Annotated in this window: 30 protein-coding genes; 18 read left to right on the top strand and 12 right to left on the bottom strand. The window is 66.0% G+C overall.

Annotation, left to right across the window (positions count from 1 at the left end; genetic code table 11):
• Positions 1-294 precede the first annotated feature (294 nt).
• The 5 genes from PYV00_RS23010 to PYV00_RS23030 form a co-directional block, all read right to left on the bottom strand.
• Positions 295-873 carry a TetR/AcrR family transcriptional regulator gene (locus tag PYV00_RS23010; protein ID WP_275230674.1) on the bottom strand — a complete coding sequence of 193 codons (579 nt, stop codon included), beginning with the start codon at positions 871-873 and terminating at the stop codon, positions 295-297.
• A gap of 213 nt (positions 874-1,086) precedes the next feature.
• Entirely contained in the window at positions 1,087-1,500 is a 414-nt protein-coding gene (locus PYV00_RS23015) for a hypothetical protein (protein WP_275230675.1), read from the bottom strand.
• A 122-nt stretch (positions 1,501-1,622) separates the two neighbouring features.
• Positions 1,623-3,050 (bottom strand): metalloprotease TldD, encoded by a 1,428-nt coding sequence (gene tldD / locus PYV00_RS23020; RefSeq protein ID WP_275230676.1) that lies wholly within the window; start codon positions 3,048-3,050, stop codon positions 1,623-1,625.
• Between the two features lie 49 nt (positions 3,051-3,099).
• Complete coding sequence (locus PYV00_RS23025; RefSeq protein ID WP_275230677.1) at positions 3,100-3,984, bottom strand: SRPBCC family protein; 885 nt, start codon at positions 3,982-3,984, stop codon at positions 3,100-3,102.
• 209 nt (positions 3,985-4,193) lie between these two features.
• Positions 4,194-4,454, bottom strand: a complete 261-nt coding sequence (locus tag PYV00_RS23030; RefSeq protein ID WP_275230678.1) for a zinc-finger domain-containing protein — start codon at positions 4,452-4,454, stop codon at positions 4,194-4,196.
• Between the two features lie 160 nt (positions 4,455-4,614).
• Here PYV00_RS23030 and PYV00_RS23035 point away from each other — a divergent pair, with 160 nt between their 5' ends.
• The 5 genes from PYV00_RS23035 to PYV00_RS23055 all read left to right on the top strand — a co-directional run bounded on the left by PYV00_RS23035 (position 4,615) and on the right by PYV00_RS23055 (position 10,210).
• Positions 4,615-5,934: an amidohydrolase family protein gene (locus PYV00_RS23035; protein ID WP_275230679.1), complete on the top strand. Its 1,320-nt coding sequence runs from the start codon at positions 4,615-4,617 to the stop codon at positions 5,932-5,934.
• A 112-nt stretch (positions 5,935-6,046) separates the two neighbouring features.
• Positions 6,047-6,991: an ABC transporter ATP-binding protein gene (locus PYV00_RS23040; RefSeq protein WP_275230680.1), complete on the top strand. Its 945-nt coding sequence runs from the start codon at positions 6,047-6,049 to the stop codon at positions 6,989-6,991.
• Positions 6,992-7,404: 413 nt separating this feature from the next.
• Positions 7,405-9,015, top strand: a complete 1,611-nt coding sequence (gene nadB, locus PYV00_RS23045; RefSeq protein WP_275230681.1) for an L-aspartate oxidase — start codon at positions 7,405-7,407, stop codon at positions 9,013-9,015.
• Positions 9,016-9,061: 46 nt separating this feature from the next.
• Complete coding sequence (locus tag PYV00_RS23050) at positions 9,062-9,448, top strand: PH domain-containing protein (RefSeq protein WP_275230682.1); 387 nt, start codon at positions 9,062-9,064, stop codon at positions 9,446-9,448.
• Between the two features lie 15 nt (positions 9,449-9,463).
• Positions 9,464-10,210 carry an SDR family NAD(P)-dependent oxidoreductase gene (locus tag PYV00_RS23055; RefSeq protein ID WP_275230683.1) on the top strand — a complete coding sequence of 249 codons (747 nt, stop codon included), beginning with the start codon at positions 9,464-9,466 and terminating at the stop codon, positions 10,208-10,210.
• Positions 10,211-10,248: 38 nt separating this feature from the next.
• Here the strand turns inward: PYV00_RS23055 and PYV00_RS23060 are convergent, their stop codons facing one another.
• Entirely contained in the window at positions 10,249-11,088 is an 840-nt protein-coding gene (locus PYV00_RS23060) for an SDR family NAD(P)-dependent oxidoreductase (RefSeq protein WP_275230685.1), read from the bottom strand.
• Between the two features lie 145 nt (positions 11,089-11,233).
• On the opposite strand from PYV00_RS23060, the gene PYV00_RS23065 reads away from it, so the two are divergent.
• Positions 11,234-11,998, top strand: a complete 765-nt coding sequence (locus PYV00_RS23065; RefSeq protein ID WP_275230686.1) for an SDR family NAD(P)-dependent oxidoreductase — start codon at positions 11,234-11,236, stop codon at positions 11,996-11,998.
• Between the two features lie 25 nt (positions 11,999-12,023).
• On the opposite strand, the gene PYV00_RS23070 is transcribed toward PYV00_RS23065, so the two are convergent.
• Positions 12,024-12,266 (bottom strand): GlsB/YeaQ/YmgE family stress response membrane protein, encoded by a 243-nt coding sequence (locus PYV00_RS23070; RefSeq protein ID WP_275230687.1) that lies wholly within the window; start codon positions 12,264-12,266, stop codon positions 12,024-12,026.
• A 426-nt stretch (positions 12,267-12,692) separates the two neighbouring features.
• Between PYV00_RS23070 and PYV00_RS23075 the strand changes: the two genes are divergently transcribed.
• Together PYV00_RS23075 and PYV00_RS23080 are read left to right on the top strand one after the other, a co-directional pair.
• A complete protein-coding gene (locus tag PYV00_RS23075) occupies positions 12,693-14,744 on the top strand; it encodes a ribonucleoside-diphosphate reductase subunit alpha (protein WP_275230688.1) in 2,052 nt (683 codons plus the stop codon).
• Between the two features lie 138 nt (positions 14,745-14,882).
• Complete coding sequence (locus PYV00_RS23080; RefSeq protein ID WP_275230689.1) at positions 14,883-15,044, top strand: hypothetical protein; 162 nt, start codon at positions 14,883-14,885, stop codon at positions 15,042-15,044.
• A 2-nt stretch (positions 15,045-15,046) separates the two neighbouring features.
• Here the strand turns inward: PYV00_RS23080 and PYV00_RS23085 are convergent, their stop codons facing one another.
• The gene (locus PYV00_RS23085) at positions 15,047-17,470 is read right to left on the bottom strand and encodes a PQQ-dependent dehydrogenase, methanol/ethanol family (RefSeq protein WP_275230707.1); all 2,424 of its coding nucleotides are present in this window, start codon (positions 17,468-17,470) and stop codon (positions 15,047-15,049) included.
• 232 nt (positions 17,471-17,702) lie between these two features.
• On the opposite strand from PYV00_RS23085, the gene PYV00_RS23090 reads away from it, so the two are divergent.
• The 7 genes from PYV00_RS23090 (at position 17,703) to PYV00_RS23120 (ending at position 21,450) form a co-directional block, all read left to right on the top strand.
• Entirely contained in the window at positions 17,703-18,104 is a 402-nt protein-coding gene (locus tag PYV00_RS23090; RefSeq protein WP_275230691.1) for a PepSY-associated TM helix domain-containing protein, read from the top strand.
• 115 nt (positions 18,105-18,219) lie between these two features.
• Positions 18,220-18,675, top strand: coding sequence for a cupin domain-containing protein (locus tag PYV00_RS23095; RefSeq protein WP_275230692.1), 456 nt, complete (start codon positions 18,220-18,222; stop codon positions 18,673-18,675).
• Entirely contained in the window at positions 18,672-19,130 is a 459-nt protein-coding gene (locus PYV00_RS23100) for a cupin domain-containing protein (protein ID WP_275230693.1), read from the top strand. Before PYV00_RS23095 ends, PYV00_RS23100 begins: the two co-directional genes overlap by 4 nt.
• A gap of 3 nt (positions 19,131-19,133) precedes the next feature.
• Positions 19,134-19,874, top strand: a complete 741-nt coding sequence (locus tag PYV00_RS23105; RefSeq protein WP_275230694.1) for a glutathione S-transferase family protein — start codon at positions 19,134-19,136, stop codon at positions 19,872-19,874.
• A 13-nt stretch (positions 19,875-19,887) separates the two neighbouring features.
• Complete coding sequence (locus PYV00_RS23110) at positions 19,888-20,937, top strand: ribonucleotide-diphosphate reductase subunit beta (protein WP_275230695.1); 1,050 nt, start codon at positions 19,888-19,890, stop codon at positions 20,935-20,937.
• 32 nt (positions 20,938-20,969) lie between these two features.
• Positions 20,970-21,212 carry a DUF4160 domain-containing protein gene (locus PYV00_RS23115; protein ID WP_275230696.1) on the top strand — a complete coding sequence of 81 codons (243 nt, stop codon included), beginning with the start codon at positions 20,970-20,972 and terminating at the stop codon, positions 21,210-21,212.
• Positions 21,196-21,450, top strand: coding sequence for a DUF2442 domain-containing protein (locus tag PYV00_RS23120; RefSeq protein WP_275230697.1), 255 nt, complete (start codon positions 21,196-21,198; stop codon positions 21,448-21,450). The genes PYV00_RS23115 and PYV00_RS23120 overlap by 17 nt, the downstream gene beginning before the upstream one ends.
• Positions 21,451-21,709: 259 nt before the next feature.
• Here PYV00_RS23120 and PYV00_RS23125 read toward each other — a convergent pair whose 3' ends face one another.
• The gene (locus tag PYV00_RS23125) at positions 21,710-22,291 is read right to left on the bottom strand and encodes a thermonuclease family protein (RefSeq protein WP_275230698.1); all 582 of its coding nucleotides are present in this window, start codon (positions 22,289-22,291) and stop codon (positions 21,710-21,712) included.
• Positions 22,292-22,402: 111 nt separating this feature from the next.
• Between PYV00_RS23125 and PYV00_RS23130 the strand changes: the two genes are divergently transcribed.
• Positions 22,403-22,642, top strand: coding sequence for a hypothetical protein (locus tag PYV00_RS23130; RefSeq protein WP_275230699.1), 240 nt, complete (start codon positions 22,403-22,405; stop codon positions 22,640-22,642).
• A 103-nt stretch (positions 22,643-22,745) separates the two neighbouring features.
• A complete protein-coding gene (locus tag PYV00_RS23135; RefSeq protein WP_275230700.1) occupies positions 22,746-23,030 on the top strand; it encodes a DUF1294 domain-containing protein in 285 nt (94 codons plus the stop codon).
• A gap of 18 nt (positions 23,031-23,048) precedes the next feature.
• Here PYV00_RS23135 and PYV00_RS23140 read toward each other — a convergent pair whose 3' ends face one another.
• The 3 genes from PYV00_RS23140 to PYV00_RS23150 all read right to left on the bottom strand — a co-directional run bounded on the left by PYV00_RS23140 (position 23,049) and on the right by PYV00_RS23150 (position 25,792).
• Positions 23,049-23,441 carry a DUF4870 family protein gene (locus tag PYV00_RS23140; RefSeq protein WP_275230701.1) on the bottom strand — a complete coding sequence of 131 codons (393 nt, stop codon included), beginning with the start codon at positions 23,439-23,441 and terminating at the stop codon, positions 23,049-23,051.
• Positions 23,442-23,549: 108 nt separating this feature from the next.
• A complete protein-coding gene (locus PYV00_RS23145; protein ID WP_275230703.1) occupies positions 23,550-24,329 on the bottom strand; it encodes an SDR family NAD(P)-dependent oxidoreductase in 780 nt (259 codons plus the stop codon).
• A gap of 122 nt (positions 24,330-24,451) precedes the next feature.
• Complete coding sequence (locus tag PYV00_RS23150) at positions 24,452-25,792, bottom strand: NupC/NupG family nucleoside CNT transporter (protein WP_275230704.1); 1,341 nt, start codon at positions 25,790-25,792, stop codon at positions 24,452-24,454.
• A 106-nt stretch (positions 25,793-25,898) separates the two neighbouring features.
• On the opposite strand from PYV00_RS23150, the gene PYV00_RS23155 reads away from it, so the two are divergent.
• A complete protein-coding gene (locus PYV00_RS23155) occupies positions 25,899-26,588 on the top strand; it encodes a queuosine precursor transporter (RefSeq protein WP_275230706.1) in 690 nt (229 codons plus the stop codon).
• The last annotated feature ends 16 nt before the right edge of the window (positions 26,589-26,604 follow it).

A 26,604-nucleotide genomic window follows, 5' to 3' on the forward strand; every position in this document is an offset into this window, starting at 1 on the left:
CCATCGCTCCATCGCGATGGAATCACAAACCCAGCCTTACAGCCAGAGGTATTTCAGGGTGTCCGATAGATGGCTTGCAGAGGTCGAGGAAAATTCCTGAACGAAATCAGCAGCGTAGCTTTCTGACGGGTCCTGGGCCGGTAGTAATTGGATTGAAAAAATATTTTCTATAATGAATTCAGAGGGTTGATGTGGCCCCGAACAATCGAGTGGGAATGACCCACCACTCGCGCGGGCTGGTCTGGACCGCGTGAGCGATCGTCCAGCGGGCGCCTACATCGGGCTGGCGGCGGATCAGGGTTCCAGGCGGTCCAGGTAGTCTTCGATGACCGCGCGGATCTCGCCGTGCTGCGAGGTCAGCCCGACCTGCTCCTCGATCACCAGGCTGCGTGCCACGGCCGACATCATCACGGCCAGCGCTGCGGGGCGGATCTGCGGCTGGTCGAGCTTGCGTAGCGCATAGATCGTCTCGATGGCTTCCACTTGCAGCGCGCGGAAGCTTTCGCCGCTCTTGCGCATTTCGGTGCGCAGGGCAGGGTACTGCTTGCCGAGCGCGACGTATTCCAGCATCCGCTTGGCTTCGGGCAAGTTGCAGTTGAGTTCCCACAGCGCGTGGAGCGGGCGGGGGGAAGACAGCGCTTCGTCATGCAGCCGGAAATAGGCGGCGCTGGAACGCTGGAAGACAGTGACCACCAGGTCTTCCATCGAACGGAAATAGTAATGCACCAGTTGCGGCTTGAGATCGGCGCGGGCGGCGATGCGACGGGCGGTGAAGGCCGGATAGCCTTCTTCGGCCAGAAGTTCGTACGCGGCTTCGATCAGGCGATGCCGGGTTCGGGCACCCGTTGATTGAAACCCGCGATTTGCCACCATCAAGTCAGTCCGCGTGCCGTTTTTCAGAAACAAGCCTTCGCTTGTTTCTCTTGTCAGAACGCTGATCCTAGGGCGGCGTGCGGAAATTGCAAATCGGCTGTTCGGGATGCTTGTGCAAACAATCGGGCATTCGCCGTCAGACTATGGCCACGGCGCCATGCCCGATCGCCGGGCCGCGAGCGCGATTTCGGTATGTCGCCTCAGTGTTTGGCCTCAGTGCTTGGCGGCGACCTTGGTGTAAGGCACGAAGTCGTTGAGCCCGACAAAGCCGCTGAAGAAGTGGCTGGAACGATCGTGCATCCGCACCGTATCGAGCCGGCAAAGCTGGCTGCTGTGCAGTTCGGTGACAAGAACGTCGTCGCTGTCGAGCGTGTCCGCGTTGGTCGGCCGGTTGACGTAGATCGTCTTGCCACTGCCATAGACGATCGCGGTCTTGTCGATCACCTTGAGGTCCCGCGTATCGAACAGCGGGATGCAGGACAGCGGCTTGCCGGCTTCGCGGCCTTCCAGCATCTTGGCCAGCTTCTGTTCGCCGGTCAGCTTTTCGCGCGCCTGCAGCGACGGGGCGCTCAGCAAGGCAGCGGCAACCGTGGCAGTGGCGAGGGCGGCAAAGGCGATGCGTTTCATGATCGTTCTCCAGAATTTCCCGGCCCGTCGCGGCGCTTCTAGCACGCAGCGAATGAACCGGGGCTGACCATGCGGGGCCGATCGGCCCGATCGTGCCGGCAACAAGGCCGAGGCGCCGAGGCTCAGGCGGTGCCGCCCACCGTCAGGCCCTCGACCAGCAGGGTCGGCTGGCCGACGCCGGCGGGCACGCTCTGCCCGCCCTTGCCGCACACCCCCACGCCTTCGTCGAGCGCCAGGTCGTTGCCGATGCCGATGACGCGGGTGAGCACGCTGGGTCCGTCGCCGATCAGCGTGGCGCCCTTGATCGGCGCGCCGATCTTCCCGTTCTCGACCTTGTAGGCCTCGGTGCAAGAGAACACGAACTTGCCCGAGACGATATCGACCTGGCCGCCGCCGAAGCTCCTGGCGAAGATGCCGTTCTTCATCCGGCCGAGCAGTTCGGCCGGATCATCGTTGCCCGCGCGCATGAAAGTGTTGGTCATGCGCGGCATCGGCGCGTGGGCATAATCCTCGCGCCGGCCGTTGCCGGTGGGGGCCATGCCCATCAGCCGGGCGTTGAGCCGGTCCTGCATGTAGCCCTTGAGGATGCCGTCCTCGATCAGCACGGTCTCCTGCGTGGGCGTGCCTTCGTCGTCGATCGACAGCGAGCCGCGGCGATTGGCGATCGAGCCGTCATCCACCACGGTGACGCCGGGCGCGCCCACGCGCTCGCCGATGCGGCCGGCGAAGGCAGAGGTGCCCTTGCGGTTGAAATCGCCTTCCAGGCCATGGCCCACCGCTTCGTGCAGCAGCACGCCGGGCCAGCCGGGGCCGAGCAGCACGGTCATCTCGCCGGCCGGCGCATCGACGCTTTCGAGATTGACCAGCGCTTGCGCCAGCGCGTGGTCGATCGCGCGGTTCCAGCTTTCGGGCTTGAACAGGTCGTCATAGAGCCAGCGCCCGCCCATGCCGAAATTGCCGGTTTCGCGCCGGCCGTTGTGCTCGGCGACGATGTTGACGTTGAGCCGCACCAGCGGGCGGATGTCGGTGGCCAGGAAACCGTCGGCGCGCACGATCTCGACCACCGACCATGAGCCGGAGAGCGAGCAGCTTACTTGCGCGACGCGCGGATCGCGGGCGCGGGCGGTGGCATCGATCGTTTCGAGCAGCTTCACCTTCTCGGCGAACGGCACGAGATCGAGCGGCGAGGCATCGGTGTAGAGGTGCCGATTGTTGCGGCGCGGCGGCGGCGCGGGCCGGGCCCGGGCAGGATCGAGCAGTTGCAGCGTCTCGCCCGCGCGGCGGATCGCGGCGGCGGAAATGTCGTTGGCGTGGGCAAACCCGGTCATCTCGCCCGAAACGCCGCGCAGGCCGAAGCCGGCCTCGCGCGAGTAGTCGGCGGTCTTCAGCCGGCCATCGTCGAAGCCGAAGCTTTCCGATGCGATGAACTGGAGGAAGAGTTCCCCGTCATCGCATTTCGCCAGCGTCTCGGCGGCGAGTGCTTGCGCTTCGTCGGGGGAGAGCTGGCCGTTGCGGTACAGGAGCGAGCGGGGATCGGGTGCGGATGCCATGGCGGGGGATATAGGGAAGATGCAAGGACAGCGAAAGGCCGGCAGACCGCTAGCGGCTTTCGAGCTGGCGCGCTCGCTGATCGACCAGCCCCAGAAGGTTCTCTTCGAGATCGCCCAGGAACACCTCTCCCCATAAGGCGGCATAGCCGTTCACCGGCGTAGCCATGCGGTAGGTCGTGTGGAGCGTCACGCGACTGTGCCCACGGTCGAGCGGTTCTATCCGATAGCCGCCCCGCTCGATGTGCAGGTTGGGGCCGTCGGGCAGGAGATGGCGATCAGTGTAGCGCCAGCCGTCAGTATCCCCGAACACGAACCGCCATCCGATACGCTCGCCCTGCTGCCATTCGTCGATCACCTCGCTGAACGAAACCCGATTGCCCCAGCGCGCAGTGCGGATCGCGCCGATGCCCTTGCCGATCAGCCTCGCTCCTTGCGGCCGGGGAACGCCGATGACGTCCTGCGTGAAATTCCAGCGACCCTCATCGGGACGGACATCCGGAATGCCCTCAAGCAGTGGCCAGATCGCCTCGGGACTTCCCGGCACGACGATCGAGCGAGTGACGGTCATGCGATCCTGCGGCAAGGGGACAGACGGCTCGACCTGCATTGCCAGGAGCGGCAGCGCGAGCAGCGCGGAGCAATACGTCTTGGGCGCATCGAGCGACTTGCGAATCCGCCAAGTGGCCAGCGATCCGGCCAACATGAGCGGCGCCCAGATCGGCAGAAGCATGAGAATGCAGATAACGCCCTCATGCAGCACCAGTAGCGAGGCCGCGACAACCGCCAGCATCAGCCAGAAAGGTATCCAGAGATAGGACTTGAACCGCCGGGTGCCCAGCGGATCGGCGACGAACGAAACGAAGGCCCCCACCGCCACCGGCAGGACGAGCAGGAAGGAGAAGGTCACGACACTCGATCGTGTAACCTCCAGCAAGGCGTAGACACTAATACTGAAAGCGAGCGCGACGGCGATGGCACCTGCGATCCGGATGGCCGCGCGTGCCCAGTCCGTGTTTCTGTCCTGATCTTCCACGCACACGCCCCTATGACTGTCACCGGCATGCTGCACGGGCCTAGGTTAACAGCGTGCATAGCCCGGCAGGACGGGCAACCCCATCTCCTGCAGAAACCGAACAGCTTGCCTCAGGCGACCGAGGCGTCACCCGGTTCGGGCAGGTCGCCCGGCATCAGTTCGTGCGTGCCATGGGCGTGCGGATCGCCCTTCAGCACGAAGCGGCGATCGCAATAGCCGCATTCGACCCAGCCCTTCTCGTCGATCTCCAGCCATACGCGCGGATGGCCGAGCGCCGAGGGCCGGTAGTTCCCGGCGGCGCGGATGTCGGTCGCCCCATCGCAGGAGACGCGGCGGGAATCGGTGTAGACGGTTTCGGGCGGGTTGCTCATGAGCCCGGCGATTAGCAGTGCCGGACGCGCATTTCCAGCCGGAATAGGGCCCGCATCCCCATCAGATAACGCCCCCGCGACGCATAGCCCCATTGATCCCGCCGCCGTTCGCCGTGATGCTGCGGCAGGGCCCCAAAGGGCGGAACTGGAGTGAGATGTCATGAAAATGGAAGACATGGTCATCATCAGCGTCGATGACCACATCACCGAGCCGGGCAACGTGTTCGACAACCAGCTTTCGGGCGAGGCCTATGCCACCGCGCCCAAGCTGAAGGTCAAGAGCAACGGCAGCAATTACTGGGAATACCAGGGCAGGAAGATCCAGTCGGTCGCGCTCAACGCGGTGACGGGCCGCGTGCGCGAGGAATACGGCATGGAGCCGACCTCGCTCGACCAGCTGCGCAAGGGCTGCTGGGACGTGGACGCGCGCATCGGCGACATGAACATCAACGGCATTGCCGCCAGCCTCAATTTCCCCAGCTTCGCCGGCATCGACGGCGGCCTGTTCATCGCCGCCGAGGACAAGGCGCAGTCGGTGGTCCACATGCGCGCCTATAACGACTGGCACATCGACGAGTGGTGCGGATCGCACCCCGGCCGCTTCATCCCGCTCGGCGTGCTGCCGCTGTGGGACATGGCCGAGACCGCCCGCGAAGTGCGCCGCCTGGCCGACAAGGGCTGCTTCGCCGTGACGATGAGCGACAACCCGACGATGCGCGGCCTGCCCAGCATCCACAACGCCTATTGGGAGCCGCTGTGGAAGGCGGTGGCCGATTGCGACAGCACGATCTGCCTGCATATCGGCACCGGCAACATCTCGCCCCACTGCTCGATGGAATCGCCGATCGAGGTGAACATCGCGACGATGCCGATGGCGGTGGCCTTCGGCGCGGCCGACTGGCTCAACCTTTCGGCGCTGCATCGCTATCCCACGCTCAAGGTCGCGCTGTCGGAAAGCGGCATCGGCTGGATTCCCTACCTGATGGAACGGGCCGACTACAGCCATGAGCAGCACCATGTCTGGACCCATTCGAACCAGTATTTCGGCGACATGAAGCCGAGCGACGTGTTCAAGCGCCACTTCACCAGCTGCTTCATCGACGACGCCTATGGCCTCAGGAACCTCGACCTGATCGGCGAGGACAACGTCTGCTATGAAGTGGACTTCCCGCATTCCGACGCGCCCTGGCCGAACGCGCCCGAGATCCTGTGGAAATCGGCGCAGTTCCTTACCGACAGCCAGATCGACAAGGTCACGCACCGCAACGCCATGCGCGTCTACAACTTCGACATGTTCGCGCATCACAAGCGCGAGGAGCTGACAGTGGGTGCCCTGCGCGCGCAGGCCAGCGCGGCCGGCGTCGACACCACGCTGATCTCGACCGGCGGCGCCGCGCCGCTGGCCGAGGGCGAGGAACCGCGCCCGGTGACGTCGGGCGATGTCGTGGCGATGTACAAGCAGCACGCCGAAGCCGCCTGAGGCATTAGGCACGAAGAACCGGGGCCGGTCGCCATCGCGGCCGGCCCCTTGCTTTTCGCGCGCGCCGCTTGCGGTCTTTACCCAGGCGCCGACTTGCCCCACATGCAGCGCCATGACCACCACTCCCGCGATTGCCATCCGTGATGTCGTCAAGCGCTATGCCCCCGCCGGCGGCGAAGGCAAGCTGGCGCTCAAGGGCGTTTCCTTCGACGTGCCCGAAGGCGGCATCTTCGGCCTGCTCGGCCCCAATGGCGCGGGCAAGTCCACGCTGATCAACATCATGGCCGGGCTGGTCAACAAGACCTCGGGTTCGATCGCCATCTGGGGCTTCGACATCGATCGCGACATGCGCAACGCCAAGCGCTCGATCGGCATCGTCCCGCAGGAGATCGTCTTCGACCCCTTCTTCACCCCGTTCGAGGTGCTGGAGATCCAGGCCGGCCTCTATGGCATCGCCAAACACTTGCGGCGCAGCGAGGAGCTGCTGCGCGCGGTGCACTTGTCCGACAAGCGCAATGCCTATGCCCGCACGCTGTCGGGCGGGATGAAGCGGCGGCTGCTGATCGCCAAGGCGCTGGTGCACGCGCCGCCGGTGCTGGTGCTCGACGAGCCGACCGCCGGCGTCGATGTCGAACTGCGCCGCCAGCTCTGGGAACTCGTCACCGAGATGAACCGCGAGGGGGTGACGATCGTGCTGACCACGCATTACCTCGAGGAAGCCGAGGAACTGTGCGACCGCATCGCCATCATCAACCACGGCGAAGTGATCGCCAACAAGCCGACCCGCGAGCTGGTCGGCATGGCGCGCGAGAAAGTCGTGGTGCTCACGCTCGACAAGGACATCGCCGACCTGCCCGCGCACCCGGCGTTCCTCAAGTGCGACAAGACGGGCGAGCGCACGGTCGAGATCACGTACGACAAGGACCGCAGCAATGCCGGCGAAGTGCTGGCGGCGGTGCAGGCGCAGGGCTTCGCGATCATCGACGTGACGACGCGCGAGGCCGATCTGGAAGACGTGTTCGTCACGCTGACAAGCGAGGCGCGCGCCGCCGCGTGACGCGCGACGTGGCGACAGGAAGCGGGATCGGAAGCGCGGGAGCCGGGAATCAGCCGTCCTGCATCCAGTCCTTTTTCCATTTGCCACGGCCAGCCCTGCGCACCCGCTGGCCGCAGTGCACGCATGTGCTGACGAAATGCTTGCCGTCCCATTCGGCGCGCGAACGATCCGGCTCGTGCCTGTTGAACAGGCAAAGCGGTAGAATAAAGGCCAAGGCGACTACCCTCGCTAGTCTGCGAGACGTCTTATAAGACTTTGATTTAACGGTCTTTTTTACACGGGGGAGAGAATCGCGTCACCCCAGCACCAACTCGCCCTTACGCAATAATGCGAATGGTTCTCTGCTGCAATGCACAAGATGCGAATCCTCGCAAAAACTTGCGGGTTTGTTTTTGCCCCGGCAGGAAAGTGTCATGGAGTCGGATATTACTACAATTTCGCAACATGACGTGATCGTCATCGGTTCCGGCGCGGCCGGCCTCACCGCCGCGCTGGCGCTGGCCGAGCGGGTGAGAGTGCTGGTGATCGCCAAGGGCTCGCTCACGGGCGGATCGACCGCCTGGGCGCAGGGCGGCATCGCCGCCGTGCTCGATTCCGGCGATACCTTCGCGGATCACATCCGCGATACGATGATCGCCGGCGCGGGCCTCAATCGCCGGGAAACGGTGGAGTTCGTGATCGAGCGCGCGCCCCATGCGATCGACCGGCTGATCGAGCTGGGCGTGCCGTTCAACACCGAAGGGCATGAGCCGGCCGGCTCGCTGCACCTCACGCGCGAGGGCGGCCATTCGCATCGCCGCATCGTCCACGTCAACGACGCGACCGGCTGGGCCGTGCAGGTCGCGCTGCTCAAGGCGGCCGAGGCGCATCCCAATATCACCCTGCTGCCCGGCCGGGCCTGCGTCGATCTCATCACCGGGCGGCACGAGATGCGCTATTCGGGCTCGGGCCGGGTCTGGGGCGTCTATGCGCTGAACGAGGAGACGGGCCGGGTGGAGGCCCATGTTGCGCGCGCCACCGTGCTGGCGACGGGCGGCGCGGGCCGCTGCTATCTGTTCAGCACCGCTCCGCGCGGCGCCACCGGCGATGGCATCGCCATGGCCTGGCGCGCCGGCGCGCGCGTTTCCAACATGGAGATGATGCAGTTCCACCCGACCTGCCTCTACAACCTGGAGGTCAAGAACTTCCTCATCACCGAGGCGGTGCGCGGCGAGGGTGGGCGGCTGCTGCACCCCGTCACCGGCCATCGCTTCATGCCCGATTACGACGAGCGCGCCGAGTTGGCCCCGCGCGACGTGGTCGCCCGCGCGATCGACCAGCAGATCAAGCGCTATGGCCTCGATTACGTCCACCTCGACATCAGCCACCAGCCGCCCGAATTCGTGAAGGAGCACTTCCCGACGATCCACGAGAAGCTGCTGGGCCTGGGCATCGACATGACGAAGGAGCCGATCCCGGTGGTGCCCGCGCAGCATTACACCTGCGGCGGCATCCTGATCGACCTCAACGGCAAGACCGATCTGCCCGGTCTCTACGCGGCGGGCGAGTGCACCGAAAGCGGGCTGCACGGGGCCAACCGCCTCGCCTCGAACTCGCTGCTCGAATGCTTCGTGTTCGGCGAGGCGGCGGCGGCCGACATCCTCGACCACTGGGACGCCTTCGACGAGCCGCCGCCGATCATGCCGTGGGACGAAAGCCGCGTCGCCGATTCCGACGAGGAAGTTGTCATCAAGCAGAACTGGACCGAGATCCGCCGGTTCATGTGGAACTATGTCGGCATCGTGCGCACCACCAAGCGGCTGGAACGCGCGCAGCACCGCATCAAGCTGCTGAACGAGGAAGTGGAGGAATACTATCGCCACTTCCGCGTCTCGACCGACCTGATCGAGCTGCGCAACCTGCTGCAGACGGCCGATCTGATCGTGCGTTCCGCGCTCAAGCGGCACGAGAGCCGGGGGCTGCACTACACGCTCGATTATCCCGGCACGCTGCCGGTGGCGCTCGATACGGTGCTGGTGCCGTGACGACATGAGGAGCCGGTCCGGCTCTGGACAGGAAGGAGTGGGGGAAATGGCTGCGGCCGGTCACGCATTCATGGGCAAGGTATTCGTGGGCGTTCCGGTTCCGATCGGGGCGCTGCGGGACAAGTACGAAGCCGTCCTGATGGATGGCGAAGCGGTTGCCATCGAGTTCAAGAGCCTGCGCGACGGCATGATCTTGACCGACCGGCGGCTGGTGGTGTTCAACACCCAGGGCCCGACCGGCAGAAGGGTCGAGGTTTCCAGCTTTCCCTGGGCGTCGATCACCGCCTTTTCGGTGGAGCACTCCGACGCGGTGGATCTCGATGCGACGATCAGGATCTGCGGTGCCGGCTGGGGCGTCTGCGAGGTGCAGCTGGCCAGGGGCATGGACGCGCGGGCTGTCGCCCAGTTCATGAACGGGAAGATTCTTGCCTGATCGGGAGCATGGATGATGGAAGTTACGGATCGCACGGCCTTCGTCACCGGCTCCTCGCAAGGGATCGGCGCGGCCACCGCCAAAGCGCTGGCCGCCGACGGCTATCGCGTGATCGTCCACTACGGCGGCAATCGCGCGCTGGCCGAGGAAGTGGCGCGAGAGATCGGCGAGGCGGGCGGCCGGGCCGAGATCGTCGGCGGTGACTTGTCCGACCCGGACACGCCCGAAGTGCTGGCCGCGCAAGTCGCCGATTTGTGCCCGGACGGCTTGCACGCGCTGGTGCTCAACGCCGCGATCATGCCGCCGTCCGACATCGCGACCTGTTCGCCGGAGGTGTTCGACCGGATCTACACGATCAACTTGCGCGCGCCGTTCTTCCTGCTGCAGCATCTGGCACCCGTGCTGGTCGATGGTGCCAGCGTGGTCTTCGTCTCGTCGCTGACCGCGCGGCGCGTGACCGGCAACGTCGCCGCCTATGGCTCGCTCAAGGCCGCGACCGAAAGCCTGGTGCGCCGCGCCGCCAGCGAATTCGGCCCGCGCTGGATCAGGGTCAATGCCGTGGCGCCCGCGACCACCGCGACCGGCCCGATCGCGCCCTGGACCGAGACCGAGGAAGGCCGCGCGATCACCATCGCGGTGCAGGCGCTGAAGCGCGTCGCCCAGCCCGAGGACATCGCCGATGCCATATCGCTGCTCTGTTCCGACAAGGCGCGCTGGATCACCGGGGCGGTGATCCCCGTCGATGGCGGCGCGATGCTGTAGGCCCGGCCGGCCCCGAGGGGCTGGCGGGGGCCGCCCGCTCAGTCGAGCGGGATGCCCATCGCGGCCAGCTCGCGCTCGGCCCAGAACAGCCTGCCGGTATATTCCTCCGGGTTGGCGCAGGCGGCGAAATAGACGATCATCCGCGAAGGCACCGTCATCGGCACGGCCACGCTGTCGTCCAGGCCTTCCTCCTTCACCCGGATCGCCACCAGCTCGGTCGCCACCAGGCCGGGGTTCATGCCGATCACATAGATGTTGCGCGTCGCCAGATCGGGCGCGATGCAGTTGCCCAGCCGGTCCAGCGCGCGCTTGCTGGAGAAATAGCCCGGCACGTTGAGGCTGAAATTGCCCTGGCTGCCCAGCTTGCGCGGCTCTTCGGGCTGGCGGAACACTTCGCCCGATCCAGTGGTCAGATTGATGATCCGGCCGCCGCCGCGCGCTTCCATGATCGGCACGACCAGCTGCATCAGCGTGAACGGCGCGTGGGTGTTGACGTCGAACTGGTAAAGCCATTCCTCGCGGCTGAGCCCGAGGAAGCCCTTCTGCCACATCTCGCCAGTGGTGGCAGCGGCATTGTTGACCAGGATGTCCACGCCGCCGAACCGTTCGACCGCGGCTTCCACCAGCCGCTTCAGGTCGGCTTCGCTGGCAAGGTCGGTCGGCACGGCCAGCGCGCCCACGCCCATGTCTTCCACCTGCTTCAGCGTTTCGCCCAGCGTGCCGGGCAGCGTGTCGTCCGGGTCGACGGTACGCGCGGCCAGTACCACGTTCACGCCGCGCCGCGCGAAATCGAGCGCGTTCTGCTTGCCCACGCCGCGGCTGGCGCCGGTGATGATGGCGACTTTGCCGGTCAGGTCGATTTCGCTCTGGCGATCCATTGGTCTGTCCACTCCCGTTGTCTTGTTCAGGCAAGAGATGGCGCGGGCGAAGTGCCGTCAATCCCTTGTACGGACCGGGCCGGCGAGTCATCGCTGCGGCGGTGGCGCCCCGACCGGACGCGCGAAGATGGAAAGGAAGCGGCCGATGCGGCTTGAGGGAAGAGTGGCCTTCGTGACCGGGTCTTCGCGCGGGATCGGCGCGGCGATCGCCCGGCGGCTGGCGGCGGACGGGGCCCGGCTGGTGCTGCACGCGCGCGCCGGACGCGATCGCGCGGACGCGGTGGCGCAGGTCATCCGCGCCGATGGCGGCGAGGCGCATGTGCTCCTGGGCGATCTGACCGAGGGCGAGACCGCGAGCGACCTGGTGGGCCGGGCCTTTGCCATCCACGGCGCGCTCGACATGCTCGTGCTCAACGCGGGTGGCGGCAAGGGCGGGCTGGCGGTCGACCAGAGCGTCGCGGCGATCGACAGCGTGATCGCGCTCAACTTGCGCGCGACGATCCTGGCCGCCAGCGCCTTCGCGCGGCTGAGCGAGAGCGATCAGGGGCGGATCGTGTTCATCTCATCGGGCATGGCCACGCATCCCGCGCCCGGCGTCGCGGTCGGCGCGGCGGCCAAGGCGGGGGCGGAGGCGTTCATCCGCTGCCTGGCGCAGGAACTGGGGCCGCGCGGCATCACCTGCAATTCGGTCGCGCCCGGCTGCACGTGTACCGAGATGATCGCCGGGCAGGCATGGCCCGAAGCCGTGCCGCCCTGGACCGCGCTGCGTCGTCTGGGCGAGCCGGAGGATATCGCCGATGTCGTCGCCTTCCTCGCATCGCACGAGGCGCGCTGGCTGACCGGGCTGACCATCGCCGCCAATGGCGGACTGGTGACGACGGCCGCGAACATTCTCGCCCGCGCCGGCTGACCGGCCGGGGAGCGGCGGGAAATCCTCAGCCGATGCCCAGCACCCGGCCGAGGAAGATCAGCGCGATCGCGCCCAGGATCGAGGCGAGGCAGCCGGCGCGGTTGAAATCCCTCTGCCCGCGGCTCGTCACCAGCCCGGCGACGAGCGAGCCGCCGAGGCCGAGCAGGATCGTCGGAATCCAGCCCATCTCGACCGTGCCGGGATAGAAGTATCGCGCCAGCACGCCGATGATGAGGCCGCTGATGATGGCGCCGATGATATTGAACATGGACCTGTCGCCCTTCCTGAAGGCTGCCTCGAAGCGGGATGGGATGATGCCTTAATCGCGGTGTTTGACAAGGCGGTTGCGGTGCGCCGCCGGGGCGGGCGCAATGGGTCGCCGCCGGAATTTTACAGCCAGAATGGCGCTATGTTCGCGGTGTGAAGCTGGGGAAAAGTCGATTTCCGAATCCGGCCCGGCGGTTGGAATTCCGCCATTCTGAGTCTGCGGGGGGATCGGCTCGCATTGACTCTGCGGGCGTTAAGTGATTCAAAACCACACTACAGATTGGTGACGGTAAGGCCGCCATCCACTAGCCATAGTGGTCCGGCAAAAGTCCGAGATTTTTGGTGCGATCGCGCGGGCGGCAAGTGGGGCTGTCCCGGGGAGCGTGGTGGCTTGCCCGCCGTCTGTGAACTGGGTCAGGGGCATGATATGGATTTTCGGGACGATCGCGCTGTGGGTAATGAAGTGGAATTGGCGCCTTCGGATGCGCATATGGGTTCGGAACGAAGCGATGCGGCCTCGCCTGCCGGCGATGGGCCCCGCGCGAAAGACAAGGCGCTGCCGATGACCAGCCAGAACGAGGACCACGGATTGATCAGCGCGGCGGAGCGGCAGGTTTCGCACGATTCGGCGGCCCGTGAGGTTGCGGCCCGGGCGAAGAACGCCGATTCCAAGGCGATTCACGAACGGCGCTTCAAGGTCGTCACCGATGCCGGCCGCGACGAACTGCTGACCGATTTCGGCAAGGAGACGCTGGACGACCGCTACCTGCTGCCCAACGAATCCTATCAGGATCTCTTCGCACGCGTCGCTGCCGCCTATGCCGATGACGAGGCCCACGCGCAGCGGCTCTATGATTACATCTCGAAGCTGTGGTTCATGCCGGCGACCCCGGTGCTGTCGAACGGCGGCACCGGGCGCGGCCTGCCGATCTCGTGCTATCTGAACTCGGTCGACGACAGCCTGGAAGGCATTGTCGCGACCTGGAACGAGAATGTCTGGCTGGCCAGTCGTGGCGGCGGCATCGGCACCTACTGGGGCGCGGTGCGCGGCATCGGCGAGCCGGTCGGCCTCAACGGCAAGACCAGCGGCATCATCCCCTTCGTCCGCGTGATGGATTCGCTGACGCTGGCGATTTCGCAAGGCTCGCTGCGGCGCGGCTCGGCCGCCTGCTATCTCGACATCTCGCACCCGGAGATCGAGGAGTTCCTCGAAATCCGCAAGCCGTCCGGCGATTTCAACCGCAAGGCGCTGAACCTCCACCACGGCGTGCTCGTGACCGACGCGTTCATGCGCGCGGTGCGCGATGGTGCCGAGTTCGAATTGAAAAGCCCGAAGGACGGTTCGGTGCGCGGCAAGGTCGATGCCCGTTCGCTGTTCCAGAAGCTGGTCGAGACGCGGCTGGCCACGGGCGAGCCCTACATCGTGTTCAACGATACCGTGAATCGGATGATGCCCAAGCATCACCGCGATCTCGGCCTCAAGGTCTCGACCTCGAACCTGTGCTCGGAAATCACGCTGCCCACCGGCCGCGATCACCTCGGCAACGATCGCACCGCGGTGTGCTGCCTCTCCTCGCTCAACCTCGAGACCTGGGACGAGTGGCAGGGCGAGAAGCGCTTCATCGAGGACGTGCTGCGCTTCCTCGACAACGTGCTGCAGGACTATATCGACCGCGCGCCCGACGAGATGGCCCGGGCCAAGTATTCCGCCATGCGCGAGCGTTCGGTCGGCATGGGGGTGATGGGCTTCCACTCGTTCCTGCAGAAGAAGGACATCCCCTTCGAAAGCGCGATGGCCAAGGCGTGGAACCTGCGGATGTTCCAGTACATCAACCAGAAGGCGAACGAGGCCTCGATGCTGCTGGCGAACGAGCGCGGGCCGTGCCCCGATGCCGCCGACCAGGGGGTGATGGAGCGCTTCAGCTGCAAGATGGCGATCGCGCCGACCGCCTCGATCTCGATCATCTGCGGCGGCACCAGCGCCTGTATCGAGCCGATCCCGGCGAACATCTATACCCACAAGACGCTCTCGGGCAGCTTCGTGGTGAAGAATCCCTACCTGCAGAAGCTGCTGGCTTCCAAGTCGAAGGATTCCACCAATGTGTGGAACTCGATCCTGGAGAACGGCGGCTCGGTGCAGCAGCTCGATTTCCTGAGCCCCGAGGAAAAGGCGGTCTACAAGACCAGCTTCGAGATCGACCAGCGCTGGCTGCTCGAATTCGCCGCCGACCGCACCCCCTATATCGACCAGGCCCAGTCGCTGAACCTGTTCATCCCGGCCGATGTCGACAAGTGGGACTTGATGATGCTGCATTACCAGGCGTGGGAAAAGGGCATCAAGTCGCTCTACTACCTGCGGTCCAAGTCCGTGCAGCGCGCGGGCTTCGCCGGTGGCGTGGAAGCGGACAACACGCCCGAGGCGCCCAAGTTCGAGATCGGCGAAAGCACCGACTACGACGAGTGCCTGGCCTGCCAGTAGTCTGGAGGGCTCCCGCGAATTCACCGAGAGGCGGCCTGTCGGGGGACCGGGAGGCCGTTTTCTTTCCGTGCCCGGATCGGCAGGCAAAGCGGCCCGAGGCCGATTGACCCGGCCGCTGGCCAGGCCGATCATCGCGCGATGAATACGGTCATGGCCATCCTGTCACAGCTCTTCTGGGGCGTGACCGTGGGCGCGCTGACCATCACGTTTACCGCGATCGCCAAGCTTCTGGCACTGGGCGGGGCGATCGCGGGCGCGGCCTATGGCATCATGCGATGGATCAGGGGCCGCGCCGGCTGAACCTAGCGCGTGCCCGCCATCGGGAAAGTGCCGAACGGCCCGTTCGAATTCTCGCCGGTCATCCGGCCGTCCTTCACCGTCACGTCATAGGCGATGGTGATCGGCATCGGCATACTGGCCTTGCCCTCCATCCGCGCGCGGCCGTTGGCGATGCCGCCGGCGATGTCCACCGTGCCTTGGTCGGCCGTGACCTTGCCGGTGATGACATTGCCGTTCACCTTGAGGTCCATCACCGCCTTCTGTTCGCCCACGGGAGACTGGATGACGATGTTCCACTTGCCGGCGAAATCGGCGGGCCGGGCATGGCTTGCCTGTGCCGCCCTCGCCTTGTCGAGCAGGGCCTGGCGTTCGGCCGGGGCGGCCCTGGCGCGGGCGCGCAAGTAGAAGCGGATGGTTTCCAGCTCCTGGTCGGTGAGCTGCGGGAAGGGCGGCATTCCGTTCATCTTGAGCCCGCCCTCCTTGACGATCTGGCGGAACGTCGCCGCGTCGGTGATGATCGGCGAATAGCGCAAGTCGGGCGCGGCGCCGCCGCCGATCGCGTTCCAGCCGTGGCATACCAGGCAGGCCCGCGTGCCGAACAGCATCGCGCCGGCTTGCGCGCGGGCGAGGTCAGGCTTGAAATCGGGGTCGTCCGGCGGGGTCAGGTCGGGCATCCGGAACGGCGGGATGGTGTCGGTGCCGCCCAGCGCGAACGTCAGCACCCGGCGCGGCAGGCGATAGTCGGTGCGATAGGCCGCGTTGCCGGGGGAATCGATCCCCGCCCCGTTGCCGCCGCTGCCGGTGATCACGGTGACGTATTGCCGGCCGTTCACCCGATAGGAAATCGGCGCGCCGACGATCGGCGATTCGGTCTGGAACGACCACAATTGCTTGCCAGTCCGGGCATCGCGCGCGACGAACTTGCCGTCGATCTGGCCCTGGAACACCAGGCCGCCCGCGCTGGCCATCACGCCGCCGGGCCAGTTGCCGGGCAGCTCGACCTTCCAGGCTTCCTTCTGCGTCACCGGGTTCCACGCCTTGAGGAAGCTCTTGTGGCTGCCGGGCAGCTCGACTTCGGGCAGCAGCGTCACGCCCATGCCGGCGGTAATCTCGCCGCCGCCTTTCTGGCCATCGCCGATCAGCGCACCCTGTTCGATCACCGGCAGGTAGACCAGGCCGGTCTGCGGGCTGTAGGCCTGCGGCATCCACGAATGGGCGCCGGTCGGCCCCGGCCACAGCTCGAACAGGCCGGGCTTGCCGTTATAGCGGATGCCCGGATTTTCGACCGGGCGGCCGGTCTTCCCGTCGATATGATCGGCCCAGGTCACCTTGGCGATCTTTTCGGCCGAGATGAATTCGCCGGTCTTGCGGTCGAGCACGTAGAAGAAGCCGTTCTTGGGTGCCTGCATCAGCACCTTGCGCTCCTTGCCGTCGATTTCCAGCGTTGCCAGCGTCATGTCGGTGGTGGCGGTGCAGTCCCACTGCTCGCCGGGGCAGACCTGGTAGTGCCAGCGGTATTCGCCGGTATCCGCATCGACCGCGACGATCGAGGCGAGGAACAGGTTGTCGCCGCCGTCGGGGCTGCGCTTGTCGCGGTTATAGGGAAAGCCGTTGCCCAGGCCCAGATAGATGAGGTTCAGTTCGGGATCGTAGCTGAAGGCGTTCCAGGCGGTGCCGCCGCCGCCGCGGCGCGTGCCGTCGGGGTTCTTCCAGCCGCCTGGCCAGGTCTTGCGCATGACCTCCTCGGCCTTGCGGTTGGCGGGGGAAACATCGTCGCCGGGCGTGGTGTAGAACCGCCAGGCCAGCTTGCCGGTCTTCTCGTCATAGGCCGAGACGAAGCCGCGCGCCGGGCTGATGTCGGCCCCGCCGAAGCCGACGATCACCTTGCCGCCGAACACGCGCGGCGCGCCGTTCGAATTGCGCGGGCTGGGATCGGGATAGTCGTAGGTCTTCCAGGCTTCCTTGCCGGTCCTGGCGTCGAGCGAGATCACATAGCCGTCGGTGGTGACAAGGAAGACGTGGCCCGCGTCATAGGCGATGCCCTTGTTGCCCCACGACAGTTGCAACGCGGACGTCGCGCGCTCGCGCGTGCCGCCGTCGTATTCCCACAACTGCTTGCCGGTTTCGGCATCGAAGGCGCGGATGTGCGAATGGCCGCTGGTGATGAACACCTTGCCTTCGGCCTCCAGCGGGGTGGAAGCGGTGTAGCCGGGCTCAAGATCGTAATGCCAGGCCAGCTTGAGTTCGCCGACATTGCCGGCGTCGATCTCGTCAAGCGGGCTGTAATGGGTTTCGTGGCCGGTCCGGCCCCAGCTTGGCCAGTTGTCCGGGTCGGCGACCATTGCTTCCTCGATCGGCTGAGCCGGCCGGTTGCACGATGCCAGCCCGAGCCCGATGCCGAGCGTTCCGGCGACCAGCGCCAGCCATGCGAACTTCCTGCCCGTCACGATCAACGAAACCTCTCCCTGAGCGACCGTACCGTATCGCCGGGTATTGAGCGGCGTGCGCGAAAGCAAGAGTTATAATATGGGGTGTATCATAAATCGGCGTGGCGGTTCCCGGCGATGCCCATCCGGCCGGGCCCCGTCCCCCCGCGCGCCTCGCCCGCCCGGATTTGCGACAATTTGGGGCTTGAGCCGGCGCATCCGATCCTCAAGAGAATGCCGGCATCTCCATCCGATGAAAGGGACTGTTTTTTCCATGCGCAAATGGCACCGCTGGCTTTCGGTACTGTTCGGCATCTTTCTGCTGTGGATCGCCACCACCGGCGTGCTCAGCCACGTCGCGGAGCTGTGGCCGGCCGCCGCGCCCGATCCCGTGACGATCGTGCCGCCGCCGGGCTTCGAATGCCCGGAAGGCTGGCGCTGCTCGCCGCCGCGCCCCGAGGGCGGGATGCGCTCGCTGGTCGGCCTGCTCCACCACCTGCATTCGGGTGAAAGCTTCGGGCCGGTGGGCAAGGTGATTTCGCTGCTTTCCGGGCTGGCGATGGTCTTCTTCGCCTTTTCCGGCCTGTGGCTCTATGTGCAGATGTGGCGCAACCGCAAGGATCGCCTGCTGAAGCCGCGCTGGTTCTGGAAGTAACTTCGGGCGGGCGGTTTCTCTCAATCTCCGGTTGCGTTTGCGGCCGGGCCGCCCGAATACTCCCCCGGACATGCCCCCGGCCGTGCCGGCACGGGGGCCGGCAAGGGGAGAAGCGATGCGCGAAACCGGCTTTCGGCGCGTGGTGACGGGGCTTGATGGCGAAGGCCGCTCGTGCGTCGCCATCGACGGGCCGATTCCCCGGCTGGGCCCGATGAGCGCTGCGCTCGCCTGGCGCACCGATGCCGTGCCCGTCGACAATTCGGGCACGGCCGATACCGCTGTGCCCTATGCGGTCGACCTGCTGCACACCGGCGGTTCCAACTTCGCGGTCTGCGAATTCCCGCCCGGCGCGCGGGCCTTCATGCACGCCACCGACACGATCGATTACCTGGTGGTGCTTAGCGGCCGGGTGACGCTGGTGCTCGAAACCGGCGAGGCCGCGCTGGGCCCCGGCGATTTCGTGGTCGATCGCGGCGTGATGCACGGCTGGCGCAACGATCATGACGAGCCATGCACTTGCGCGGTGGTCAATCTGCCCGCGCATCCCATCGGAAAGGGACGAACGATATGAGCCACGCCCCCCGCCGCATCGTCGCCGGCCTCGGCGCGGACGGCAAGAGCCGCCTCGTCGCCGACGGCCCGGTCGCCACGCTGGATCTCGGCCCGATGACGATCGCGCAATTGTGGACCGGCGCGCTGGCCGCGCGGGCCGATAGCACCTCGCCGGTCGAACGCGCGACCGGCCCGTTCCGCTTCGAGCAGATGGCCGAGCCGGGCTATGCCTTCATGATCGCCGAATATGCCCCTGGCCTGGGCAGGGACGATCCGGGGATGCATTTCACCGAGACGGCCGACCACTTCTACGTCATCGCAGGCGAAGTGGTGCTGGTGCTCGAAGCCGAGGAAGTGGTGCTGCGCGCGGGCGATGCCGGGGTGTGCCGCGCGGTCGTGCACGGCTGGCGCAACGATGGCGATGCGATCGCCCGCCTTGTCACCTTTGTTCTGCCCGCAACCGGAGTATATTGAGCCATGGCCGAAAAAATCATCCTGCACGGCATGGGCAGCCCCAATGTCATCAAGGCCATCATCATGCTGGAAGAGTGCGGGCTGGATTACGAGTTGAACCACGTCGCGGTGTTTAACCAGGAGCAGTTCGATCCGGCTTTCCTGAAGCTCAACCCGCTGGGCAAGGTGCCGGTGCTGGAAGATCCGGCGCTGGGCATCCCGCTTGCCGAATCGGGCGCGATCCTGCTCTGGCTGGCCGAGCGCGAGGGGAAATTCCTGCCGGCCGCGCAGCCGCATCGCGCCGACGTGATGCAGTGGCTGATGATCCAGATGGCCAATGTCGGCCCGATGATGGGCCAGTTCACCCATTTCAACCTGGTCCCGCCCGGCTCGCAGCCTTATGCTCACGCGCGCTATGGCGCCATCGCCGAAAAGCTCAACCGCGTGCTGGATGATCGGCTGCGCGGGCGGGAGTGGGTCGCAGGTGTTGATTACTCGATCGCGGACATGGCGACTCAGCCCTGGGCCTACTATCTCGAAAGACACGGATTCGATCCCGCAGCCCATCCGGCCCTTGTCGCATGGCGTGAACGGATCGCCGCCCGTCCGGCGGTGCAGCGCGCGCTTGCCCGGGCGAACGCGGCCTTTTCGCAAGTGGCCGAGCAAACCCGCAAGGCCGCGAGCGACGAGGATCTGGACCGTTTCTTCGGCCGTACCGAAAAAGTGCCGGTCGCCGATTATTCCATAGTCCGCACCATGACGTGAGGTCGTAACAGCCATGCCCCTTCTCGAAGCCCGCAAGACCTACAAGCCCTTCGAATATCCCTGGGCCTACGAGTTCTGGAAGCGGCAGCAGCAGGTGCACTGGCTGCCCGAGGAAGTCCCCCTGGGCGAGGATTGCCGCGACTGGGCGCAGAAGATCTCGGACCATGAGCGCAACCTGCTCACCCAGATCTTCCGCTTCTTCACGCAGGCCGACGTGGAAGTGCAGGATTGCTACCACGAAAAGTACGCCCGCGTCTTCAAGCCGACCGAGATCAAGATGATGCTCACCGCCTTCTCCAACATGGAGACGGTGCACATCGCGGCCTATTCGCACCTGCTCGACACCATCGGGATGCCCGAAAGCGAATACGGCGCCTTCCTCGAATACCAGGAACTGCGCGACAAGCACGATTACCTGCACACCTTCGGCGTCGATACCGACGAGGACATCGCCCGCACGCTCGCCATGTTCGGCGGCTTTACCGAGGGGCTGCAGCTTTTCGCCAGCTTCGCCATGCTGATGAACTTCCCGCGCTTCAACAAGATGAAGGGCATGGGCCAGATCGTCAGCTGGTCGGTGCGCGATGAATCGCTGCATTGCGAAGGCATCACCCGCCTGTTCCACACTTTCGTGCAGGAACGCGGCTGCCTGACCAAATCGGTGAAGGAAGACATCATCGACTGCTGCCAGAAGACGGTGCGGCTGGAAGACGCCTTCATCGACCTGGCCTTCGAGATGGGCCCGGTGCCGGGGATGAGCGCCAAGGACATCAAGCGCTACATCCGCTACATCGCCGACTGGCGCCTGGGCCAGCTCGGCCTCGATGCGGTCTATATGATCGAGGACCACCCGCTGCCCTGGCTGACCCCGCTGCTGAACGGCGTGGAGCACGCCAACTTCTTCGAAACCCGCGCGACCGAATATTCCAAGGGCGCCACGCGCGGCGACTGGAACACGGTGTGGACCAACTTCGACCAGCGCCGCAAGGCAAAGGCCAACGATACCGACGAGGCGGATGACGGCGCGGAGCCAGACATGTTCGGCGGCGTGGCGGCGGAGTAAATCCCCTCCGCGGGCAGGAGGGCCAAGCGGAGATGCCCAAGGTCTTCGAATGGAACGGCTACCGCTTCCACTTCTTTTCGAATGAAGGCGATCCGCGCGAGCCGGCGCATATCCATGTGCGCAAGGCGCGTGACAACGCGAAGTTCTGGCTGCGGCCCGAAGTCGTGGTGGCCGAGAGCCGGGGTTTTTCGCCGCGCGTGCTTTCGCAGCTCACTCATGTTATCGAAGAACGCCGTGATGAGATAGAAAGCGCGTGGCATGACTACTTCTCCTGAACCCGTCTCCGTCCGCTTCGACGCCGACAGCTTCTGGGTGGAACTCGACGATGGCCGTACGCTCGGGGTCCCTCTCGCATGGTTCCCACGCCTGCTCCACGCGACGCCCGAACAGCGCCAGGCGGTCGAACTCAGCCGCGCGGGCCTGCACTGGGACGAGATCGACGAGGACATCGCCATCGCCGGCCTCCTCGCGGGACGAGGTGATGTGACCCATCGACCAAAGGCGGCGGCATGAACGATGGTGGAAGGAGAGTGGCGATCTCCTGTGGGCGCATCGCGGCACCAAAAGAGCTATATTCCAGAAGATTTTAGGTGAAATTGAATAAAATATTTTTTCTGCTTTTAATGAATGCGGCTGAGTAGTTCGATTTCGTCTTCCTTGTGGGGCGCGAGAACTCTCTTTTCCCGCACTGGTTTCGCTCCGGGCGCAGTTGATTCGCCGCATCAATGTTCGTTTGAAAGCAGGCCGCCCGACGCGCCGGGCTAAGCCGCGCTCAACACCAATCCCGCCGAAACCCGCGCCAGTGTTCGGCCAGGCCTTCGGCTTCCAGCGTCGCGCCCAGGCTGTGGCCCTGGCGGGTGACGACGCGCAGGGCGCGGCCGTAGCGGTCGGTCTCGCGGTCGGCCGTTTGCAGGGTGAAGGCGCCCTGGTTGAGCAGTGCGATCAGCCGCCGGGTCGCCGCTTCGCCAAGCCGGGCTTCGGCGGCGCATCCGGGCGCGCTCACTTCGGGCGTGTTGATGTCGGCGATGCGGATCTTGGTGCCCTGGTACCAGAAGGTGTCGCCATCGACGACGCAGGTGGTGCGCACCGGGCCGGAACAGCGCGTGAAATAGGCCTGCTCGCGATCGGGCTCGGCCGGCGCGCGCGGGCCGAACAGCGGTAGCGCAAGGCCGGGCGGGCTGCCGTCCCACAGCACGATGGCGGTGAAGGCGGCCAGTGCCATCGCGGCCACGCCCGTCAGGTAGCGTCCGCTGACCGGCCCTTCGTGGCGCGCGAAGCCGCGCCGCCGGCGTGCTGGTGCGCGAAAGGTCGTGCGAGGGCCCATCGGGCGATGATGCGCGCGGGTGGTAAGCATCGGGTTAAGGGCAGGGGCGCCATGCAACGCCTTGCGCGGCCCCCGGCGCGGTGCGACAGTGCCGGGGCGAGTCCGGCAATGCCGGGCAGGATCAACCGACAGGAGCGCCCGATGGCCGTCGCATTCACGTTGAATACCACCCCGAAGCTGCTGCTGGCGGCGGCCGGCGTGATCGCCCTTGCCGGTTGCGGCAGCAAGAGCGAGCCGACTTATGCCGTCGATGCCACCGATGCCAGTGGCGGGGAACTGATCGTCACCGATCCGAGCGAGCCCGGCGTCGACGTCAACCTGCCCAAGACCCCGATGACCAACGTTCCGCCAGCAACCGCGAGTGCCGCGCCTGGCGAGTGACGCGGCGCGGGGGCGAGGCAAGGGCAAGGGCAAGGGGCGTTCTGGCCCGGTCCGGTCGCCGCGTTTACCCGTCGATCAGCATTGGGGCGCTAATCCGCGTACCATGATCGATCCGCCCGATATCGTTGCCGTGCTGGCGGCGCTCAATTTCGTCGCCTTTGCCGCCTTCGGGATCGACAAGGCGAAGGCCGAGGCGGGCAAGCGGCGGATCGCGGAATCGACGTTGCTGGGCCTTGCGCTGATCGGCGGAACGATCGGTGCCTACGCCGGCCGCGCGGCGTTTCGGCACAAGACGCGCAAGCAGCCGTTCTCCAACGAACTGCACGGCATCGCCTTGTTGCAGGCGTTCGCGCTGGCCGGGCTGCTGGGCTGGACGCTCGCGGGGTGAGCCGCCCGGTCGCTTCGTTCAGGCCAGCCAGGTGCCGGGGTTGGGCATCGGCTCATGCTTCTGCGCGTTGGTGATGCTGAGCACCGATCGCACGATCACCAGCACCAGCGCCGCCGGCAGGATCACGAAGCCCACCAGCACGATCATCGTCAGCGCGCCGACCAGGATGCCGATGAAGCCGATCCAGAATGTCCTGATGAGATATTCGTAGTGCGAGGTTTCCCAGGGTCGCGCCTCGTCGCGCTGCACATAGGCCAGCACCACGCCGACCACCGCCGTGATCCCGACGACGAACGAGGCGAGATAGAGCAGGGCGATGATCGTGGGATTGTTGAAATCGAACCCCGAAGTGGTGGTCGATGCCGGAGCGGCCGGCGGGGCTTCCAGGCTCTCGCGCTCGTTGCCGTCCATCACCGTTCCCCTTGCCTGTCCTGATCCGACTGCCCCAGTCCCCGATCGCGGGAATTCTATGCCTTGCGCGCGCGGATGTCACGCCTTGTCGGGCGGGGAGGCGCGCTGTCAGGCCAGGTTCTTCATGCTTTCGGCCATGCCGGTCAACGCTTCGCGGCGCGGCAGGCCGCGCAAGTGCTCGAACATGCCGCGATAGCGTTCGTTGGGCACGTAAGTCGGGCCTTCGGTGATATGCTCGAGCGTGAGCCGCGCGACATCGCGGGCGGGCTGGATGCCCTGGATATGGGTGAGCCCGGCCGTCGCCTCGGACTCGGTGGCGCCGGGGCAGAGCGTCAGCACGTCGACCCCGGTGCCCAGGCATTCGCCCCACAGCCCTTCGCCCAGCGAGACGACCAGCGCCTTCGACGCGGAATAAGCCGTGGAATAAGGGCAGCCGATCAGCCCTTCGACCGAGGCGGTGAAGATCAGCCCGCCCTGTCCGCGCGCCTTCAGCCGAGGCAGGAAGCCATGGGCAAGCTGCATCGGCGCGTGGCAATTGACCGTCAGCATCTTGGCCATGGCCGAAGGCTCCTTGCTTTCGAACAGCCCCTTGATGTTGAACCCGGCGTTGCTGACGACAAGGCCGATGTCGGTGCCCTCGGTCCCGGCGATCAGCCGGGCCGGGGCGTCGGGGTCGGCCAGGTCGGCGCCGATCACCATGGTCTTCGTGCCGAGCGAGGAGGCGAGCCGATCAGCCAGCGCGTCCAGCCGGTCGGTCCGGCGGGCGGTGAGGACCAGATCGAAGCCGCGCTCGGCCAGTTCCTCGGCAAAGGCGAGGCCGATGCCCGACGAGGCGCCCGTCACCAGGGCGACCGGGCCATAGCGTTCGTGGAAACTCTCTCGGGTCATCGCATCATCCCCTGGCGGCTCTGTTCTTCGCCAGCGGAGAAGAGCGCGGTCGGGCGCGCTTGTCCAGCCGGCCGCGGCGCAAGGCCGCCGGGGCGATCATGCCGGACCGCCGGCGCGGGAAATCAGCCCAGGCCGATGAACAGCCCCGCCAGGGCCGCGCTCATCAGGTTGGACAGGCTGCCGGCGATCAGCGCGCGCACCCCCAGCCGGGCGATGACCGGGCGCTGGTTGGGCGCCAGCCCGCCCGTCACCGCCATCTGGATCGCGATCGAGGAGAAGTTGGCAAAGCCGCACAGCGCGAACGTCACCACCGCGACGGTGCGCTGGGAAAGCCCCGCGTCCTTGCCCAGTTCGATGAAGGCGACGAATTCGTTGAGCACGATCTTGGTGCCGAACAGGCCGCCGGCCTGCATCGCCTCCTGCCAGTCGGGCGTGGCGAGCAGGTAGAAGATCGGCGCGAAGACGTAGCCGAGCAGCGACTGGAACGAGACCCCGACGAACCCGAACAGCCCCGCGATCCAGCCGATGAAGCCGTTGGCCAGCGCGATCAGCGCGACGAAGGCCAGCACCATCGCGCCCACCGCCACCGCCAGCTTCACCCCGGTCTGCGCGCCTTGTGCGGCGGCCATGATCAGGTTGGCGGGCTTTTCCTCGTCGTGCTCGGTGGTGGCCGGCTCGTCCAGGTGGACGCCGGGCTGGTCGGTCACATGCGCGCGTTCCAGCGCGGCGGCCTGCAAGGCGGCGGGCGGCGGCGCGTGGGCGACGACCGCGTCGATATCGGCCGGATCGGCGGGTTCGGGCAACTGGCGCGGATCGGGCATGATGATCTTGGCCATGAGGATGCCGCCCGGCGCCGACATGAAGGCGGCCGCGACCAGATAATCGATGCGGATGCCCATGCTGGCATAGGCCGCCAGGATCGTGCCCGCGACGCCGGCCAGCCCCACCGTCATGATGCAGAAGAGCTGCGAGGGCGTGAGCGAGGCGAGGTAGGGGCGCACCACCAGCGGCGATTCGCTTTGCCCGACGAAGATGTTGGAAGCGGCCGAAAGGCTTTCCACCTTGCTGATGCCGGTGACTTTCTCCAACGCGCCGCCGATCCAGCGGATCACCAGCGGCATGACGCCCAGGTAATAGAGGATCGAGATCAGCGAGGCGAAGAAGATGATCACCGGCAGCGCCGCGATGGCAAAGCTGGTGCCGCCCATTTCCGGGCTCGCCAGCGGGCCGAACAGGAAATCGACGCCGGCGTGCGCATAGCCGAGCAGGCTGTCCACGCCCGCAGCGGCGCCGCGCAGCATGGCCCGGCCCACCGGCACGTAAAGCACCAGCGCGGCCAGCCCCGCCTGCAGCGCGAAAGCCGCGCCGACCACGCGCGGGCGGATCGATTTGCGGTCGGCGGAAAGCAGGAAGGCGGCGAAAAGGATCAGAACGATGCCGATGAGGCTGTAGGCAACATGCATCGACCGCGGGCCCTTTCGGAAGGATGATACGGAAAATCGGGGGGAACGTAGAAGTCCCGGCGCGAGACGGCTAGTCCAATTGTGGTGCGCCGGTTAGACCATGGTCATGGAACCGCAGTCTCCTTCCCCGGCCCCGCCTCTGGCGATCCCGCGATCGCTGTTCGTCTTCTCGCTGCTGTATGGCGGCCTGGCGGTGCTGGCGGGCGTGCTGGGGACCAAGCTGGCCTCGCTGGGGCACTGGCCGATGGCGGGCGATCTCGCGGTGGAATCGGGGATCTTCGCGTTCCTGCTGCTGGTGGTGCTGTCCAGCGCGGTGTCCGAACTGCACGGGCAGGCCACGGCCAACCGGCTTGTGCGCTATGGCTTCATCCCGCTGATCGTCTCGATGTGCCTGCTGACTTTCGTGATCCATGTGGTGCCGCCCGCCCCGTTCTGGAGCGATCAGGACGCTTTCGCGCGGCTGCTGGGCCAGGGCGCGCGGATGCAGTTCGCCGGGCTGGTGTCCTATGGCGTGTCGCAGACGCTCAATGTCCAGATCTTCTCGCGCATGGCCGGCGGGCGGGGCAAGCTGCTGATGTTCCGCGCCTGGGTGGCCAGCCTGTTCTCGCAAGTGGTCGATACGGTGCTGTTCATCACCATCTCGTTCACCGGCGTGGTCGATCAGGCCAGCGGCAAGCCGATGCCGATCGGCGCGATCATGGAAGGGCAGATCATTTCCAAGCTGCTGCTTTCCACGATCATGGTGCCGCCGTTCATCTGGTTCTTCGTGCGGCTGGGGCGCAAGCTGGATTCGTAGGTGTGTTGGGAAAAAC

The organism is Novosphingobium album (ex Liu et al. 2023), from assembly GCF_029076845.1.
In the GTDB taxonomy this organism is placed as follows: domain Bacteria; phylum Pseudomonadota; class Alphaproteobacteria; order Sphingomonadales; family Sphingomonadaceae; genus Novosphingobium.